Origin of the sequence: Photorhabdus aegyptia, assembly GCF_000612035.1 — a bacterium.
Lineage (GTDB): Bacteria > Pseudomonadota > Gammaproteobacteria > Enterobacterales > Enterobacteriaceae > Photorhabdus > Photorhabdus akhurstii.
This window is the reverse complement of sequence record NZ_JFGV01000010.1, coordinates 26152-43136: the sequence shown is the minus strand read 5'-3', so window position 1 is coordinate 43136 and position 16985 is coordinate 26152. Positions and strand designations below refer to the sequence as shown.

General features: G+C 44.8%; 15 protein-coding genes and 2 tRNA genes. 16 read left to right on the top strand and 1 reads right to left on the bottom strand.

What is annotated here, in order from left to right; genetic code table 11:
• The first annotated feature begins 60 nt into the window (after positions 1-60).
• Positions 61-537, top strand: coding sequence for a transcription elongation factor GreA (gene greA, locus BA1DRAFT_RS04550; protein ID WP_036776530.1), 477 nt, complete (start codon positions 61-63; stop codon positions 535-537).
• Between the two features lie 133 nt (positions 538-670).
• Here greA and yhbY read toward each other — a convergent pair whose 3' ends face one another.
• Positions 671-964: a ribosome assembly RNA-binding protein YhbY gene (gene yhbY, locus BA1DRAFT_RS04545; protein WP_036776529.1), complete on the bottom strand. Its 294-nt coding sequence runs from the start codon at positions 962-964 to the stop codon at positions 671-673.
• 140 nt (positions 965-1104) lie between these two features.
• Here yhbY and rlmE point away from each other — a divergent pair, with 140 nt between their 5' ends.
• From rlmE to nlpI, 15 genes are all read left to right on the top strand, one after another.
• Entirely contained in the window at positions 1105-1734 is a 630-nt protein-coding gene (gene rlmE / locus BA1DRAFT_RS04540; RefSeq protein ID WP_036776528.1) for a 23S rRNA (uridine(2552)-2'-O)-methyltransferase RlmE, read from the top strand.
• Positions 1735-1782: 48 nt separating this feature from the next.
• Complete coding sequence (ftsH, locus tag BA1DRAFT_RS04535; RefSeq protein WP_036776526.1) at positions 1783-3741, top strand: ATP-dependent zinc metalloprotease FtsH; 1959 nt, start codon at positions 1783-1785, stop codon at positions 3739-3741.
• 88 nt (positions 3742-3829) lie between these two features.
• Positions 3830-4675: a dihydropteroate synthase gene (gene folP, locus BA1DRAFT_RS04530; protein WP_036776525.1), complete on the top strand. Its 846-nt coding sequence runs from the start codon at positions 3830-3832 to the stop codon at positions 4673-4675.
• Positions 4672-6009, top strand: a complete 1338-nt coding sequence (glmM, locus tag BA1DRAFT_RS04525) for a phosphoglucosamine mutase (protein ID WP_036776523.1) — start codon at positions 4672-4674, stop codon at positions 6007-6009. The genes folP and glmM overlap by 4 nt, the downstream gene beginning before the upstream one ends.
• Before the next feature lie 176 nt (positions 6010-6185).
• A complete protein-coding gene (gene secG, locus BA1DRAFT_RS04520; protein ID WP_036776521.1) occupies positions 6186-6524 on the top strand; it encodes a preprotein translocase subunit SecG in 339 nt (112 codons plus the stop codon).
• A 56-nt stretch (positions 6525-6580) separates the two neighbouring features.
• Positions 6581-6669 (top strand) — tRNA-Leu (locus BA1DRAFT_RS04515).
• Between the two features lie 58 nt (positions 6670-6727).
• A tRNA-Met gene (locus BA1DRAFT_RS04510) sits at positions 6728-6804 on the top strand.
• 211 nt (positions 6805-7015) lie between these two features.
• On the top strand, positions 7016-7468 hold the full coding sequence (gene rimP, locus BA1DRAFT_RS04505; protein ID WP_036776519.1) for a ribosome maturation factor RimP: 453 nt from the start codon (positions 7016-7018) through the stop codon (positions 7466-7468).
• Between the two features lie 21 nt (positions 7469-7489).
• Complete coding sequence (gene nusA, locus BA1DRAFT_RS04500; RefSeq protein WP_011148606.1) at positions 7490-8998, top strand: transcription termination factor NusA; 1509 nt, start codon at positions 7490-7492, stop codon at positions 8996-8998.
• Positions 8999-9022: 24 nt separating this feature from the next.
• Positions 9023-11734, top strand: a complete 2712-nt coding sequence (infB, locus tag BA1DRAFT_RS04495) for a translation initiation factor IF-2 (RefSeq protein ID WP_036776516.1) — start codon at positions 9023-9025, stop codon at positions 11732-11734.
• 65 nt (positions 11735-11799) lie between these two features.
• Positions 11800-12210, top strand: coding sequence for a 30S ribosome-binding factor RbfA (gene rbfA, locus BA1DRAFT_RS04490; RefSeq protein WP_036776512.1), 411 nt, complete (start codon positions 11800-11802; stop codon positions 12208-12210).
• Positions 12210-13157, top strand: a complete 948-nt coding sequence (gene truB / locus BA1DRAFT_RS04485; protein ID WP_036776510.1) for a tRNA pseudouridine(55) synthase TruB — start codon at positions 12210-12212, stop codon at positions 13155-13157. The genes rbfA and truB overlap by 1 nt, the downstream gene beginning before the upstream one ends.
• Positions 13158-13279: 122 nt before the next feature.
• The gene (gene rpsO / locus BA1DRAFT_RS04480; protein WP_036776507.1) at positions 13280-13549 is read left to right on the top strand and encodes a 30S ribosomal protein S15; all 270 of its coding nucleotides are present in this window, start codon (positions 13280-13282) and stop codon (positions 13547-13549) included.
• A 247-nt stretch (positions 13550-13796) separates the two neighbouring features.
• Complete coding sequence (gene pnp / locus BA1DRAFT_RS04475; protein ID WP_036776505.1) at positions 13797-15926, top strand: polyribonucleotide nucleotidyltransferase; 2130 nt, start codon at positions 13797-13799, stop codon at positions 15924-15926.
• A gap of 125 nt (positions 15927-16051) precedes the next feature.
• The gene (nlpI, locus tag BA1DRAFT_RS04470) at positions 16052-16936 is read left to right on the top strand and encodes a lipoprotein NlpI (RefSeq protein ID WP_036776503.1); all 885 of its coding nucleotides are present in this window, start codon (positions 16052-16054) and stop codon (positions 16934-16936) included.
• The last annotated feature ends 49 nt before the right edge of the window (positions 16937-16985 follow it).

The window sequence follows — 16985 nt, the reverse complement described above, 5'->3', positions numbered from 1 at the left end:
ATCTGAAAACATCAGGATGATGCTTGTTTTTTGCTCAGGAAAGATTTAGAGGATTAATAAATGAAACAGATTCCAATGACGGTACGTGGCGCGGATAAGTTGCGCGAAGAGTTAGATTATCTAAAGAACGTACGCCGTCCAAAAATTATTTCAGACATTGCTGAAGCACGTGAACATGGTGATCTGAAAGAAAACGCTGAATATCACGCTGCTCGTGAACAACAAGGTTTCTGCGAAGGCCGTATTCAGGAAATCGAAGCTAAGCTTTCTAATGCACAGGTGATTGATGTCACGAAAATGCCCAAGACTGGACGTGTTATTTTTGGGACTACAGTTACGGTTTTGAATGTTAATACTGATGAAGAGCAGACTTACCGGATTGTGGGTGACGATGAAGCAGATATTAAAGAAAATTTAATCTCAGTGAATTCACCAATTGCCCGAGGTTTGATAGGTAAAGAAGTTGATGACGTTGTTATTATCAAAACACCGGGTGGTGAAGTTGAATATGAAATCCTGAAAGTTGAATATATTTAACTTCAGGATTGGCCTGTTGCTATTGATTTACGTTAGGTAAAGTTGCACAAGGATCGTGGTGAAAGTAAAAAAGGCCGGATATGGCCTTTTTTATCATAGTATATGCACGGAATTTTATATAAATGAGGTTTGATTATTTAGGTAAAATAATTTTGCGTTCTTCCGATTGGCGGTAAAGAACTAGGATTTTACCGATAATTTGCACATTATATGCACCGGTCTCGCGGACAATTGCATCGGCGATCAAATTTTTGGTTTCACGATCTTCGCCTGCGATTTTGACTTTGATAAGCTCATGGTGTGACAGTGTTTGCTCAATTTCGGCCAACACACCCTCGGTCAGGCCGTTATTACCAATCATGACGACAGGTTTTAGCGGGTGAGCGAGACTTCTCAGGTGTTGTACTTGTTTTTTGTTAAGGGTCATTGTTTTTTTGCTTAGTTAGGATTGAAAACGGGACATTCTACCGCCATCTCATCTCTATCACCATAAATAGTGTGTTGTGGTTTTGGTGTATGGAGCAATAGATATCTGGCTCTTTATTCGTAGTATAGTTGGAAAGGACAATGGCCAATAAAAAACGTTCGGCAAGCTCTAGTCGCTGGTTACAAGAACACTTTAGTGATAAATATGTTCTGCAAGCACAGAAAAAAGGGCTTCGCTCTCGCGCTTGGTTTAAACTTGATGAAATTCAACAAAGTGACAAAGTTTTTAAGCCTGGCATGACCGTTGTCGATTTAGGCGCAGCTCCTGGTGGATGGTCTCAGTACGCAGTGAGTCAAATTAATGATAATGGGCGAGTGATTGCCTGTGATCTTTTACCGATGGATCCCATTGTTGGCGTTGATTTCCTTCAGGGTGATTTTCGTGATGAACTTGTATTGAAAGCATTGCTTGAGCGAGTTGGTGATAACAAAGTCCAGGTCGTCATGTCGGATATGGCGCCCAATATGAGCGGAACACCTGCGGTCGATATTCCTCGATCCATGTATCTGGTTGAATTGGCGTTAGATATGTGTCGTGATGTGCTGGCCCCCGGGGGGAGTTTTATTGTCAAAGTGTTTCAGGGAGAAGGCTTTGATGAATACCTGAGGGAAATTCGCTCCCTATTTACGAACGTGAAAATTCGTAAGCCGGACGCTTCGCGGGCACGATCGCGTGAAGTATACATTGTAGCGACAGGGCGGAAACTATAGTACCCTGAATGCTATTTGTTAACACAGTTGTAATATGAGGTTAATCCCTTGAGTGACATGGCGAAAAACCTGATTCTCTGGTTAGTTATCGCAGTTGTGCTGATGTCGTTATTCCAGAGTTTTGGTCCCAGCGATTCCAATAGTCGTAGGGTGGATTATTCTACCTTCATCAATGAATTAGCCCAGGATCAGGTGCGCGAAGTTCGTATCACAGGTCGTGAAATTAATGTTAGTAGGAAAGATAACAGCAGATACACCACTTACCTACCAGTACAGGATGAAAAACTGTTAGATACGTTACTGAATAAAAACGTAAAAGTGGTTGGTGAACCTCCAGAGGAGCCAAGTCTGCTAACTTCTATTTTCATTTCCTGGTTCCCGATGTTATTGCTTATTGGGGTCTGGATTTTCTTCATGCGTCAGATGCAGGGCGGCGGCGGTAAAGGGGCAATGTCTTTCGGTAAAAGCAAGGCCCGTATGCTGACAGAAGATCAGATTAAAACCACTTTTGCTGATGTTGCTGGTTGTGACGAAGCGAAAGAAGAAGTTGGTGAACTGGTGGAATATTTGCGAGAGCCAGGCCGCTTCCAGAAGTTGGGTGGAAAAATCCCGAAAGGTATTCTAATGGTTGGGCCTCCGGGTACGGGTAAGACTTTGCTGGCAAAAGCGATTGCGGGTGAAGCGAAGGTGCCATTCTTTACTATCTCCGGTTCTGACTTCGTTGAAATGTTTGTTGGTGTTGGTGCATCCCGTGTTCGTGATATGTTCGAGCAGGCGAAGAAAGCAGCACCTTGTATCATCTTTATTGATGAGATTGATGCGGTGGGCCGTCAGCGTGGTGCTGGTTTGGGTGGCGGTCACGATGAACGTGAGCAGACTCTGAACCAGATGCTGGTTGAGATGGATGGTTTTGAAGGCAACGAAGGTATTATCGTTATTGCCGCGACTAACCGTCCCGACGTACTTGATCCTGCCTTGTTGCGTCCTGGCCGTTTTGACCGTCAGGTTGTTGTTGGTTTGCCAGACGTACGTGGTCGCGAGCAGATTCTGAAAGTTCATATGCGCCGGGTTCCTCTGGATACTGATGTTGATGCTTCTGTCATTGCTCGCGGTACTCCGGGATTCTCTGGCGCTGATTTGGCTAACCTGGTGAACGAAGCTGCTTTGTTTGCGGCTCGTGGTAACAGGCGCGTAGTTTCTATGGTTGAATTCGAAAAAGCGAAAGACAAAATCATGATGGGCGCAGAACGCCGCTCTATGGTGATGACGGAAGAGCAAAAAGAATCAACTGCTTATCATGAAGCAGGCCATGCCATTATTGGCCGCTTGGTTCCTGAGCATGATCCTGTTCATAAAGTTACCATTATTCCACGTGGTCGCGCCTTGGGTGTGACTTTTTTCCTACCGGAAGGCGATCAGATCAGCGCTAGTCGTCAGAAGTTGGAAAGCCAGATTTCAACCTTATATGGCGGTCGTCTGGCGGAAGAGATTATTTACGGTCCAGACAGCGTTTCTACTGGCGCATCTAACGATATCAAAGTGGCGACATCAATTGCCCGTAACATGGTAACGCAGTGGGGTTTCTCAGAAAAACTCGGCCCATTACTCTATGCAGAGGAAGAAGGAGAAGTGTTCCTTGGCCGTTCAGTTGCTAAAGCTAAGCACATGTCTGATGAAACGGCTCGTCTTATCGATCAGGAAGTAAAGGCAATTATCGATCATAACTATCAACGTGCTCGTCAGATTCTGATGGACAACCTTGATATTCTACATTCGATGAAAGATGCATTGATGAAGTACGAAACTATTGATGCCCCCCAGATTGATGACTTAATGAATCGTACGAATGTGCGTCCACCAGCTGGATGGGAAAGCGATAATGGCAGCAATAATAACAGTCGCCCAACAGGTAATACACCTCCTCCGCAGGCTACAAAACCAACTGGTGATATCAATACATTGGCGCAAGGTGGTGAACAAGTAGGGCAGTCAGGAAATAAAGATTAGTAATTGTTCCATTGTTTCGTAGTCTGATTGATATATTTATGAAACCCCAGGTAAGTCCTGGGGTTTTGACATTGAAGGTAGCCCAAACATGAAACTCAGAGCCAGAGATAATGTTCTCAACCTTTCTCGCCCACAAATAATGGGTATTTTGAATGTGACTCCAGATTCATTTTCTGATGGTGGTGTTCATAATACTCTGGATATGGCTTTACGACATGCTGAAAAGATGATTAATGAAGGAGCTGCGATCATTGATATCGGTGGGGAGTCTACCCGTCCGGGAGCTGATGAAGTCAGTGAACAGGAAGAAGTAGAGCGTGTTGTTCCGGTTGTTGAGGCTTTAGCTCAACGATTTAATATTTGGATTTCTGTTGATACCTCGAAAGCATTGGTGATGAGTGAGTCAGCAAAGGCTGGCGCCCATTTGATTAATGATATTCGTGCATTGCAAGAGCCTGGTGCTTTGGAAAGCGCGGCTAAATCTGGTTTACCCGTTTGCTTGATGCATATGAAGGGCCAACCACGGACAATGCAGGATGCGCCACATTATGAAAATTTGTTAAGTGAAGTGAAACAATTTTTTACTGAACAAATTGAACGTTGTGTGATGGCAGGGATAGCAAAAGATAAACTTGTTCTTGATCCAGGCTTCGGTTTTGGTAAGAACTTGACGCATAATTATCAGTTACTGGCACATTTAAACCAATTTCATCAATTTGGTTTACCTGTGCTAGCAGGAATGTCACGTAAATCTATGATAGGTCAGTTGCTTCATGTACCGCCACAAGAAAGGGTTGTCGGTAGTGTGGCTTGCGCTGTTATCGCTGCTATGCAAGGAGCGCAAATTATCCGGGTGCATGATGTCAAAGAAACCGTGCAGGCAATGCAAATTGTCGAAGCAACACTTTCAGCAAAGGAAGAAAAGAAATTATGAGTAACCGCAAATACTTTGGTACTGATGGTATCCGTGGCAAAGTGGGCAATAGCCCAATTACGCCAGATTTTGTGTTAAAGCTTGGTTGGGCTGCGGGTAAAGTACTGGCTCGTCACGGTTCTCGTAAGATCATTATCGGTAAGGATACCCGTATTTCTGGCTATATGCTGGAATCTTCTTTAGAAGCAGGTTTAGCTGCGGCTGGTTTATCGGCTTTGTTTACTGGTCCCATGCCAACACCTGCTGTTGCTTATTTGACTCGTACCTTCCGTGCTGAAGCTGGAATTGTTATCTCTGCTTCTCATAATCCTTATTATGATAATGGTATTAAATTCTTCTCTATTGACGGTACGAAACTGCCGGATGATGTGGAAGAGGCAATTGAGGTTGAAATGGAAAAGCCGCTGACTTGCGTGGAGTCCGCAGAGCTGGGACGTGCAAATCGTATTGTGGATGCTGCGGGTCGTTATATTGAATTCTGCAAAGGTACATTTCCAAGTGAGCAAAGTCTTAATGGCTTGAAAATTGTACTTGATTGCGCTAACGGTGCGACTTACCACATTGCCCCAAATGTACTCAGAGAACTGGGGGCTGATGTTGTGACGATTGGCTGTGAGCCAAACGGTATCAATATTAATGAAAAATGTGGTGCTACTGATGTTTGTTTATTGCAGCAACGTGTTGTAGAAGAGAAGGCTGATGTTGGTCTGGCATTTGATGGTGATGGTGACCGCATTATTATGGTTGATCATTTGGGACAGAAAGTTGATGGCGACCAGATCCTTTATATCATTGCTCGTGAAGCATTGAGACAAGGGCAACTGCGTGGTGGTGTTGTTGGTACGCTGATGAGTAATATGGGATTGGAGTTGGCATTGAAGCAGCTTGGTATCCCGTTCTTGCGTGCTAAAGTGGGTGACCGTTATGTGTTGGAAAAATTGCAGCAAGAAGGCTGGCGTTTAGGGGCTGAAAATTCTGGTCATGTTATCTTGTTGGATAAAACAACTACGGGTGACGGCATTGTTGCTGGCCTTCAGGTTCTGAGTGCTATGGTACGTAACCATATGAGTTTGCACGATCTGTGTAGTGGTATGAAACTTTTGCCACAGGTGCTGGTAAATGTTCGTTTCTCCGGTTCACACGATCCACTTAAATCGGAAAATGTAATTAATATTACTAAATCTGTTGAAGCTGAATTAAATGGTCGTGGACGGGTATTGTTACGTAAATCTGGTACTGAGCCATTGATTCGTGTCATGGTAGAGGGTGAAGATAATGTACAAGTCACGGCCTTGGCTCATCGTATTGCTGATGCGGTGAAACACGCGGATTAATTTGTTGTTTTTTTCCTCAAGTGATTCTGATTATTGAAATTAACCTTGCGTATCAGATGTGGTTTGGTTAGTATTCAGACCCACTCGGTCAGGCGATTAGCCTGTTTGAGTGGGTGATGCAGTATAAGGTAGCCACATAGATTGTGGTAAACCCCACGAGGACATAGGTACGACATATGTATGACGCTCTTTTAGTTGTTTTCTTGCTGGTTGCTATCGGGCTAGTTGGCTTGGTTATGCTACAGCAAGGTAAAGGTGCTGATATGGGTGCTTCCTTTGGGGCGGGTGCCTCTGCGACGCTGTTTGGTTCATCGGGTTCTGGTAACTTTATGACCCGTATGACTGCGATTTTCGCTACTCTGTTTTTCATTATTAGTTTAGTACTTGGTAATCTGGCCAGTAATCAGACCGGTACGAGCAGTAAGTGGGAAAACATTGGCGAGCCTGCTAAAGTCGAGAAATCAACGGAGATTCCGGCGGCGCCAGCAGCACCAAATAGTGACATTCCGCAGTAATCATCACAAGAAAGAATTAAAATGGGGCTGTTTAATCAGCGATGGCCTCATGTAGTGCCGAGGTGGTGAAATTGGTAGACACGCTACCTTGAGGTGGTAGTGCCCACACTAGGGCTTACGGGTTCAAGTCCCGTCCTCGGTACCATTATTCGGATAGCTTGCGTTTTCGCAGTTATCGGCGTAATATTTGCCACGTTTTCGAACGCGGGATGGAGCAGCATGGTAGCTCGTCGGGCTCATAACCCGAAGGTCGTCGGTTCAAATCCGGCTCCCGCAACCACTTCTTAAATTAAGATGCACCTTTTTGAACGAAATAATTCAGCAATATTTGAAATATTGATTCTGATTTAAAAGGGCATGAAGTGAGTGGTTGAAGCCACTGGCAGCAAATAGGGTCCAGTTGCATAAAGCCCCGAATTTCGGGGTTTTTTGTTATTTGACAACAGAACTACTGGGCTAATTAGCCCTTTTTTTATGTCTTGGGGGTGGGCTTGTCCACATTAGAGCAAAAATTAACAGCGATGATTTCAGCACCAGTTGAAGCTTTAGGCTTTGAGTTAGTCGGCTTAGAGTTTATTCGTGCACGTGTTTCTACACTGCGGATTTATATTGATAGTGAGAATGGCATCACTGTTGATGATTGTGCTGATGTTAGCCACCAGGTCAGTGCGGTATTGGATGTCGAAGATCCTATCTCAGTGCTTTATAACCTGGAAATTTCTTCACCTGGCTTAGAGCGTCCATTGTTCACGGTTGAACATTACCAGCGTTTTATTGGTGAGGAAGTCAGTCTGGTCTTACGTATAGCAATGCAAAACCGTCGGAAATGGCTGGGCATTATCAAAACTGTCGACGGCGAAATGATCACGGTTACGGTGGATGGAAAAGATGAAGTGTTCGCACTGAGCAACATCCAGAAAGCGAACCTGGTACCCCACTTTTAAAGTTCGGATGAGGCAACTAGGATGAATAAAGAAATTCTGGCTGTTGTGGAAGCGGTTTCCAACGAAAAATCCCTTCCACGCGAAAAGATCTTCGAGGCGCTGGAAACAGCATTGGCCACAGCCACCAAGAAAAAATATGAACAAGATATTGATGTTCGTGTCAGCATTGACCGTAAATCTGGCGATTTTGACACCTTCCGTCGTTGGTTAGTTGTTGAAGAAGTGACTCAGCCGACTCGTGAAATTACGTTGGAAGCGGCTAGGTTTGAAGAGCCTGAAATTGATTTGGGTAGCTATACCGAAGATCAAATTGAATCAGTGACTTTTGATCGTATTACAACGCAGACCGCTAAACAGGTTATTGTACAAAAAGTACGTGAGGCTGAACGCGCTATGGTTGTTGACCAGTTCCGCGAACAGCAAGGTGAGATCATCACCAGTGTGGTTAAGAAAGTCAATCGTGAGAATATCACCCTTGATTTGGGCAATAATGCTGAAGCAGTTATTCTTCGCGAAGATATGTTACCAAGGGAAAATTTCCGCCCAGGTGACCGTGTGCGTGGCGTACTGTATGATGTTCGCCCTGAAGCACGAGGCGCGCAACTGTTTGTCAGCCGTTCCCGTCCGGAAATGCTGGTTGAACTGTTCCGTATTGAAGTTCCGGAAATTGGCGAGGAGCTAATTGAAATTAAAGCTGCTGCCCGTGATCCGGGATCTCGCGCCAAGATTGCAGTAAAAACGAATGACAAGCGTATTGATCCTGTTGGTGCTTGCGTTGGAATGCGTGGTGCGCGAGTACAGGCTGTTTCCAGCGAACTGGGCGGCGAACGAATCGATATCGTACTGTGGGATGATAATCCTGCTCAGTTTGTCATTAATGCTATGGCTCCGGCTGATGTTGCATCCATTGTTGTTGACGAAGATAAGTGCACGATGGATGTTGCCGTTGAAAGCAACAACTTAGCGCAGGCTATCGGCCGTAATGGTCAAAATGTGCGCCTCGCTGCGCAATTGTTGAAAAAGCACCGTGGTGATGACAAATGGGAATTAAATGTCATGACTGCTGAAGAGCTACAAGCAAAACATCAGGCAGAAGCTCATGCTTCTATTGATACATTCACTAAGCATCTCGATATTGATGAAGAATTCGCTACTGTTCTAGTCGAAGAAGGGTTCTCAACTCTGGAAGAATTGGCCTATGTACCAATTAAGGAACTCCTGGAAATTGAGGGCCTTGATGAAGAAACTATCGAAGTCCTGCGTGAACGTGCGAAAGCTGCTTTAACTACTCTGGAACTGGCTCAGAAAGAGAGTCTCAGTGATAAACAACCAACCGAAGAGTTGTTAAATCTGACTGGTATGAACCGTACTCTGGCATTTGACCTGGCTGCCCGTGGCATCTGTACGCTGGAAGATCTTGCCGAGCAGGGTATCGACGACCTATCTGATATTGAAGGTTTGAATGATGAGAAGACAGGCGAGCTCATCATGGCTGCCAGAAATATCTGTTGGTTTGGCGATGATGCGTAATAAACCGTAGCAGGAAGGAACAGCATGACAGATGTAACCGTAAAATCACTGGCAGAAGAGATCCAGACTTCGGTTGATCGCTTAGTACAGCAATTTGCTGATGCAGGGATTAAAAAAACCGAAACTGATTTTGTCTCCCAGAAAGAAAAAGAAGCTTTACTGGCACATTTGAACCGCGAACAAGGCGGTTCGGCTGGTAAACCCGATAAATTAACATTGCAGCGTAAGACGCGTAGTACGCTGAATGTTTCAGGCACCGATGGTAAAAGCAAACCGGTAGCCGTTGAGGTCCGCAAAAAGCGTACATATGTGAACCGTGATGCAATTGAACAGGCTAAAGCGGAAGAGCAGGCGAAGCGCGAAGCGGAAGAGCAAGCACGGCGCGAAGCAGAAGAAAAAGCGCAACGCGAAGCCGAAGCAGCAGCGAAGAAACTCGCTGAAGAGCAGGCTAAACGTGAGGCAGAAGAAAAAGCCAAACGTGAAGCAGCTGAAAAAGCTAAGCGTCAGGCAGCGGAAAATGAAAAAGTGACCAATCAACATACCGAACATAAACAAAAACCAGTCCAGAGTGAAAAAGCACGTCGTGAAGCAGAAGCTGCTGATCTTAAGCGTAAAGCAGAAGAAGAGATGCGTCGTAAGGTAGAGGAAGAAGCTAGACGCGTTGCTGAGGAAGCTCGCCGTATGGCTGAAGAGAATCAGGATAAGTGGTCAAGTGATTCAGATTCTATTGATAACGACGATTATCATGTCACTACCTCCCGTCATGCCCGCGCGGCAGAAGACGAAAACGATGCTAAAGTTGAAGGTGATCGCCGTGCTCGTGGTCGTAGCGGTAAGGCTACTCGCCAGAAGAAAAATAATAAGCATTCTGAATCTAAAGCAGATCGTGAAGAAGCCCGCGCAGTTGGTCGTACAAAAGGCAAGCAACGTAAAACCAGTACATTGCAACAAAGTTTTAATAAGCCTGTAGCGGCTGTTAACCGTGATGTTGTGATCGGTGAAACCATTACTGTTGCTGAGTTGGCTAATAAAATGGCTGTTAAAGGTTCTCAGGTCATCAAAGCCATGATGAAAATGGGCGCAATGGCAACCATCAACCAAGTGATCGATCAGGAAACAGCGCAGCTAGTTGCTGAAGAGATGGGTCATAAAGTTATCCTGCGTCGTGAGAATGAGTTGGAAGAAGCGCTGATGAGCGACCGCGATACAGGTGAAGCGGTTGCTGAACCTCGTGCGCCGGTTGTGACGATCATGGGGCACGTTGACCACGGTAAAACTTCTTTGCTGGATTACATTCGTTCTACGAAAGTTGCTTCTGGTGAAGCGGGTGGTATTACCCAGCATATCGGTGCTTACCATGTTGAAACTGAAAGTGGCATGATTACTTTCTTGGATACCCCAGGGCATGCTGCATTTACTTCAATGCGTGCACGTGGTGCAAAAGCTACCGACATCGTGGTCTTGGTTGTTGCTGCCGATGATGGTGTGATGCCTCAGACTATCGAAGCTATTCAGCATGCAAAAGCAGCGAATGTGCCCGTGGTTGTTGCAGTTAACAAGATCGATAAACCAGAAGCTGATCCGGATCGTGTGAAGAATGAGCTTTCTCAGCACGGTGTTCAGCCTGAAGAATGGGGCGGTGAAACTCAGTTTATCAATGTATCTGCTAAAGCTGGTATTGGTATCGATGAATTGCTGGATGCAATCTTACTTCAAGCTGAAGTTCTTGAACTAAAAGCAGTCCATTCTGGTATGGCAAGCGGCGTTGTGATCGAATCATTCTTGGACAAAGGCCGTGGTCCGGTCGCAACAGTACTGGTTCAGGAAGGTACTTTGAACAAAGGTGATATCGTACTTTGTGGCTTTGAATATGGACGAGTTCGTGCAATGCGTGACGAGCTAGGTCGTGAAGTGTTCTCCGCGGGCCCATCTATTCCAGTGGAAATCCTTGGCCTGTCCAACGTACCTGCGGCTGGTGATGAAGCAACTGTTGTACGTGACGAGAAGAAAGCTCGTGAGGTTGCTCTGTACCGTCAGGGTAAATTCCGTGAGGTCAAACTGGCTCGCCAGCAGAAATCTAAACTGGAAAACATGTTCGCTAACATGGAAGAAGGTGAAGTTTCTGAATTGAATATCGTTCTGAAATCTGACGTTCAGGGATCATGTGAAGCGATCCGCGAGGCATTGGAACAATTGTCTACCAATGAAGTGAAAGTGAAAATCATCGGCTCTGGCGTAGGTGGTATTACTGAGACTGATGCAACACTGGCTGCTGCTTCTAATGCGATTATTCTGGGCTTCAATGTTCGTGCCGATGCTTCCGCACGCCGAGTTGTTGAAAATGAAAACTTGGATCTGCGTTATTACTCTGTTATTTATAGCCTGATTGATGAAGTTAAGCAGGCAATGAGTGGTATGCTGGCGCCTGAATATAAACAGCAGATCATGGGGCTAGCAGAAGTTCGTGATGTGTTTAAGTCACCGAAATTTGGTGCGATCGCAGGTTGTATGGTGACCGAAGGTACGATTAAACGTAATAATCCAATTCGCGTGTTGCGTGATAACGTAGTGATTTACGAAGGTGAATTGGAATCCCTTCGCCGCTTTAAAGATGATGTTAACGAAGTCCGTAATGGTATGGAATGTGGTATCGGTGTTAAGAACTACAACGATGTTCGTGTTGGTGACATGATCGAAGTATTTGAAGTTATTGAAGTTAAACGATCTATCGCTTAATTCCTACCACTGGTTAATTTCATTATTGGGGGGCTTTTGCCCCCCAAATGTCAGGAGATATAACAATGGCAAGAGAATTTAGTCGTACTCAGCGTGTTGCACAGGAAATGCAAAAAGAGATTGCCATCATTTTACAGCGAGAAGTGAAAGATCCCCGAATCGGTATGGCGACTGTTTCTGGTGTTGAAGTTTCCCGTGATTTGGCTTATGCCAAAGTATTCGTCACCTTTCTGAATGTGTTGACTGAAGAACATGATTCCGAAGTGGTAAAGAATGGTATTAAGGCATTGAATGAAGCTTCTGGTTTTATTCGTTCTCTGCTGGGTAAAGCAATGCGTTTGCGTGTCGTACCAGAACTGACTTTCTCCTACGATAATTCCCTGGTAGAAGGGATGAGAATGTCCAATCTGGTTACTAATGTTGTGAAGAATGACGAACAGCGCCGGGCTTCTGCGGATCACAAAGAGGAGAAGTAATGGGGCGTCGTCGTCGCGGTCGTGATATACATGGTGTGTTGTTACTGGATAAGCCGCAGGATATTTCTTCTAATGATGCGTTACAAAAAGTAAAACGTATTTTCAATGCCAGCAAAGCGGGTCACACTGGCGCGTTGGATCCACTGGCAACGGGTATGCTACCAGTTTGCCTTGGTGAAGCTACAAAGTTTTCCCAGTTCTTACTTGATTCTGACAAGCGTTATCGAGTGATAGCTCGTCTTGGTCAGCGAACTGACACATCTGATTCACACGGGCAAATCATCAGTGAAAGGGCAATCCTGCTAAATCAGGCTCAACTTGATGCAGCTTTGGATAAATTCCGTGGGGATACCATGCAAATTCCTTCCATGTATTCCGCACTGAAACATCAGGGAAAACCGTTGTATGAGTATGCTCGTCAGGGTATTGAAGTAGAGCGCGAAGCACGACCAATTACAGTCTATGAATTACAGTTTATCCGTTGGGAAGATGATGAACTGGAATTGGAAATACACTGTTCGAAAGGAACTTATATTCGCACTATTATTGATGACTTAGGTGAATTATTAGGCTGTGGTGCTCATGTTATTTATTTAAGGCGTTTACAGGTAGCGAATTATCCAAATGATCGCATGGTAACACTTGAGCAATTATATGAATTGCAAAAGCAGGCTAAAGATCAGGAAATACCTGTGGGTGAATTAATTGATTCATTACTATTACCAATGGATAGTGCAATTGTTCATTTCCCAGAGGTTAATTTGATTCCAGTAGTTGCGGCTTATTTTAAACAAGGTCAGGCGGTACGCAGTGCCAAATCGCCGACTTTGGTTGAAAGTATGGTACGTGTAACTGAAGGTGATGAACGGAAATTCATTGGCATTGCTGTTATCAATGACGATGGGCTTGTTGCTCCCCGCCGTTTAGTTGTTGAAAGCCGGGATTAGGGTATTTGGGGCTATCTTGCGCTTAACTTATTTGCAGCGTAGAATGGCGCAGTTATATGTTGGGTAGCTGAATTAGAGATCGGCACCTGTAATTTTAGTTTATATGTTTTTGGAGTTGTAATATGTCTCTAAGTACTGAAGCAAAAGCGCAAATTATTGCTGAATTTGGTCGTGATACGAATGACAGTGGTTCTAGTGAAGTACAGATTGCTTTGTTAACTGCACAAATTAACCACTTGCAAGGCCACTTTTCAGAGCACAAAAAAGATCACCACAGCCGTCGTGGTCTGCTGCGCATGGTTTCTCAGCGTCGTAAACTGTTGGACTATCTGAAGCGTAAAAATGTAACAAGTTACACTGCGCTGATTGGGCGTCTTGGCCTGCGTCGCTAATCAAGCAAGTTTCAGTGGAAAGGGGCCATATATGGCCCCTTTTCTTCTGAGAAGCCATCATTAGGTAACAGCACGAAAAATGTTGGTGATGGTTTTTATTAAGGCTTTTCAGTTACAGAGGTTCGCGCGGCTAATGAGAGTGCTTAAGGGAGTAAGACCTGTCGTTAGTCGCGAGGATGTGGCATGAAGAGATTATTCATTGTTGTCTGCTGAATATAAAAGACAATGTTAACGAAAGGATATTATTTTGCTTAATCCGATTGTTCGTAAATTTCAATATGGTCAACATACCGTTACTATCGAAACAGGTATGATGGCTCGCCAGGCTACTGCTGCTGTCATGGTCAATATGGATGACACGGCTGTATTTGTTACCGTTGTTGGTCAGAAAAAAGTAAAAGAAGGTCAGGATTTCTTTCCACTGACTGTTAACTATCAGGAGCGTACTTATGCTGCTGGTCGTATTCCAGGCAGTTTCTTTCGTCGTGAAGGTCGCCCTGGTGAAGGCGAAACATTAGTCGCTCGTTTAATTGATCGTCCTTTGCGTCCTCTGTTCCCGGAAGGTTTCCTGAACGAGGTACAGATTGTAGCGACAGTTGTTTCTGTTAACCCGCAAGTAAACCCAGATATTGTTGCAATGATCGGCGCTTCTGCTGTGCTGGCACTATCTGGTATTCCGTTCAATGGTCCAATTGGCGCGGCTCGCGTTGGCTATATTAATGATCAGTATGTGCTTAACCCAACCAGTGATGAGCTGAAAAACAGCCGTTTGGATCTGGTGGTTTCAGGTACTGCTGGTGCTGTTTTGATGGTTGAATCTGAAGCCGACATTCTAACTGAAGAGCAAATGTTAGGTGCGGTAGTATTCGGCCATGATCAACAACAGGTGGTTATTGAAAACATCAATGCATTAGCTGCGGAAGCAGGTAAAGAAAAATGGGATTGGGTGCCGGAACCTGTTAATCAAGCGTTGCATGACCGTGTAGCTGAATTGGCAGAAAGCCGTTTGGGAGATGCTTACCGTATCACTGAGAAGCAGGAGCGTTATGCTCAGGTTGATGCTATCAAAGAGGAAGTGACGGCTGCGCTGTTGGAACAGGATGAAGCTCTAGAGGAAGCCGAAATCCATGAGATTCTGGGTAGCTTAGAGAAAAAAGTTGTCCGTAGTCGTGTTTTGTGTGGCGAGCCGCGTATTGATGGCCGTGAAAAAGATATGGTTCGTGCATTGGACGTACGTACTGGAGTTCTGCCTCGTACGCATGGCTCTGCATTGTTTACCCGTGGTGAAACTCAGGCTTTAGTTACTGCAACTTTGGGTACAGAACGTGATGCACAGATCATTGACGAGTTGATGGGAGAACGCACAGATCGTTTCCTATTGCACTACAACTTCCCACCATATTCTGTTGGTGAAACAGGTATGATGGGTTCGCCAAAACGTCGTGAAATTGGTCATGGTCGTCTGGCTAAACGTGGTGTGGCGGCAGTCATGCCAAAAGCTCATGAATTCCCATATACCGTTCGTGTAGTTTCTGAAATCACGGAATCAAACGGCTCATCTTCAATGGCGTCTGTTTGTGGCGCATCTCTTGCGTTGATGGATGCAGGTGTGCCGATTAAAGCTGCTGTTGCTGGTATTGCAATGGGATTAGTGAAAGAAGACGATAATTTTGTTGTTCTGTCTGACATCTTGGGTGATGAAGATCATTTGGGAGACATGGACTTTAAAGTTGCGGGTAGCTGTGAAGGTATCAGCGCACTGCAAATGGACATCAAAATTGAAGGCATTACCCGTGAAATTATGCAAATTGCTCTAAATCAGGCAAAAGGTGCGCGTTTGCATATCCTGAGTGTAATGGAACAGGCAATTAACAGCCCACGTAATGAAATTTCAGAATTTGCACCCCGCATTCACACTATTAAGATCAATCCTGATAAGATCAAAGATGTTATCGGTAAAGGTGGTTCAGTTATCCGTGCACTGACAGAAGAAACCGGTACTACCATTGAGATCGAAGATGATGGCACAGTGAAAATTGCTGCAACTGATGGTGAAAAAGCAAAACATGCCATCAGTCGTATTGAAGAAATCACCGCTGAGATCGAAGTTGCCCGCGTTTACACTGGTAAAGTAACTCGCATCGTTGATTTTGGCGCATTTGTTGCTATCGGTGGTGGTAAAGAAGGTCTGGTACATATTTCTCAGATTGCGGATAAGCGTGTTGAGAAAGTGGCTGACTATTTGCAGGTTGGTCAGGAAGTTTCAGTTAAAGTTCTGGAAATTGATCGTCAGGGTCGTGTTCGCCTGAGCATTAAAGAAGCGACAGCCGGGGTAATTGTCGAGGATACACCAGTAGTACCACAATCAGCAGAATAAATTTGATGTTATAAACCGGCGTCTTGTAAAAAAGCGCCGTTTATAGACTCAGGGCAGGAGGCCCAATAAATGCAATATGGGTGATAGGGCATTCTTAATTAATGTCTGACTTTCGGGAGTAGGAAATGAATCTTTTTCTGCGCTGGTGTTATGCTGTAGCAATACTTCTTTTGGCAGGATGCAGCAGCAAGGATTGGCGTAAAAACGAAGTTTTTGCTATTCCGTTACAACCTTCATTGCAACAAGAAGTCATTCTGGCTCGCATGGAACAGATTCTTGCGAGTCGGTCATTGACAGAAGATGAGTACGCACAGCTTTTATATGAGAGAGGTGTGCTGTATGATAGTCTCGGGCTGAGAGCTTTGGCACGGAATGATTTTTCTGTTGCCTTATCTATTCGGCCTAATATTCCAGAGATTTTTAATTATCTGGGAATTTACTTCACACAGGCTGGCAATTTTGATGCCGCCTATGAAGCGTTTGATTCTGTATTAGAGCTTGATCCAACTTACAATTACGCGCGTCTTAACCGTGGCATCGCGTTGTATTACGGTGGTCGGTATAAGTTAGCGCAGGATGATCTGCAGGCGTTTTATCAAGACGATCCAAATGATCCTTTCCGTTCGCTGTGGTTGTACCTGGTGGAAAAAGAATTTTATCCTAAAGGGGCGATGTTGAACTTGTCGCAGCACTACGAAAAAGCGAACCGGGGGCAATGGGGCTGGAATATAGTTGAATTCTATTTAGGCAAAATTAGTGAATATACATTGATGAACCGCTTGAAAGAGAATGCAACGGATAACACTTCGCTCGCTGAGCATCTCAGTGAAACTGACTTCTATTTAGGTAAACATTACCTAAGTCTGGGGGACAAGGATAGCGCATCTGCGTTATTCAAGCTGACGGTAGCTAACAACGCACATAACTTTGTTGAGCACCGCTATGCATTGTTGGAATTGGCGCTGTTAGGCCAGGAACAAGATGACCTATCAGAATCGGACCAGCAATAGCTGACGAACATTTCGAGATCGATTAACAAAGTCCATCATCTTGACCGAT

Coding starts and splice junctions, on each gene's coding strand:
- greA (WP_036776530.1), top strand. CDS start 61: ATGAAACAGATTCCAATGACGGTACGTGGCGCGGATAAGTTGCGCGAA.
- rlmE (WP_036776528.1), top strand. CDS start 1,105: ATGGCCAATAAAAAACGTTCGGCAAGCTCTAGTCGCTGGTTACAAGAA.
- rbfA (WP_036776512.1), top strand. CDS start 11,800: ATGGCAAGAGAATTTAGTCGTACTCAGCGTGTTGCACAGGAAATGCAA.
- infB (WP_036776516.1), top strand. CDS start 9,023: ATGACAGATGTAACCGTAAAATCACTGGCAGAAGAGATCCAGACTTCG.
- nlpI (WP_036776503.1), top strand. CDS start 16,052: ATGAATCTTTTTCTGCGCTGGTGTTATGCTGTAGCAATACTTCTTTTG.
- yhbY (WP_036776529.1), bottom strand. CDS start 964: ATGACCCTTAACAAAAAACAAGTACAACACCTGAGAAGTCTCGCTCAC.
- folP (WP_036776525.1), top strand. CDS start 3,830: ATGAAACTCAGAGCCAGAGATAATGTTCTCAACCTTTCTCGCCCACAA.
- rpsO (WP_036776507.1), top strand. CDS start 13,280: ATGTCTCTAAGTACTGAAGCAAAAGCGCAAATTATTGCTGAATTTGGT.
- glmM (WP_036776523.1), top strand. CDS start 4,672: ATGAGTAACCGCAAATACTTTGGTACTGATGGTATCCGTGGCAAAGTG.
- nusA (WP_011148606.1), top strand. CDS start 7,490: ATGAATAAAGAAATTCTGGCTGTTGTGGAAGCGGTTTCCAACGAAAAA.
- secG (WP_036776521.1), top strand. CDS start 6,186: ATGTATGACGCTCTTTTAGTTGTTTTCTTGCTGGTTGCTATCGGGCTA.
- truB (WP_036776510.1), top strand. CDS start 12,210: ATGGGGCGTCGTCGTCGCGGTCGTGATATACATGGTGTGTTGTTACTG.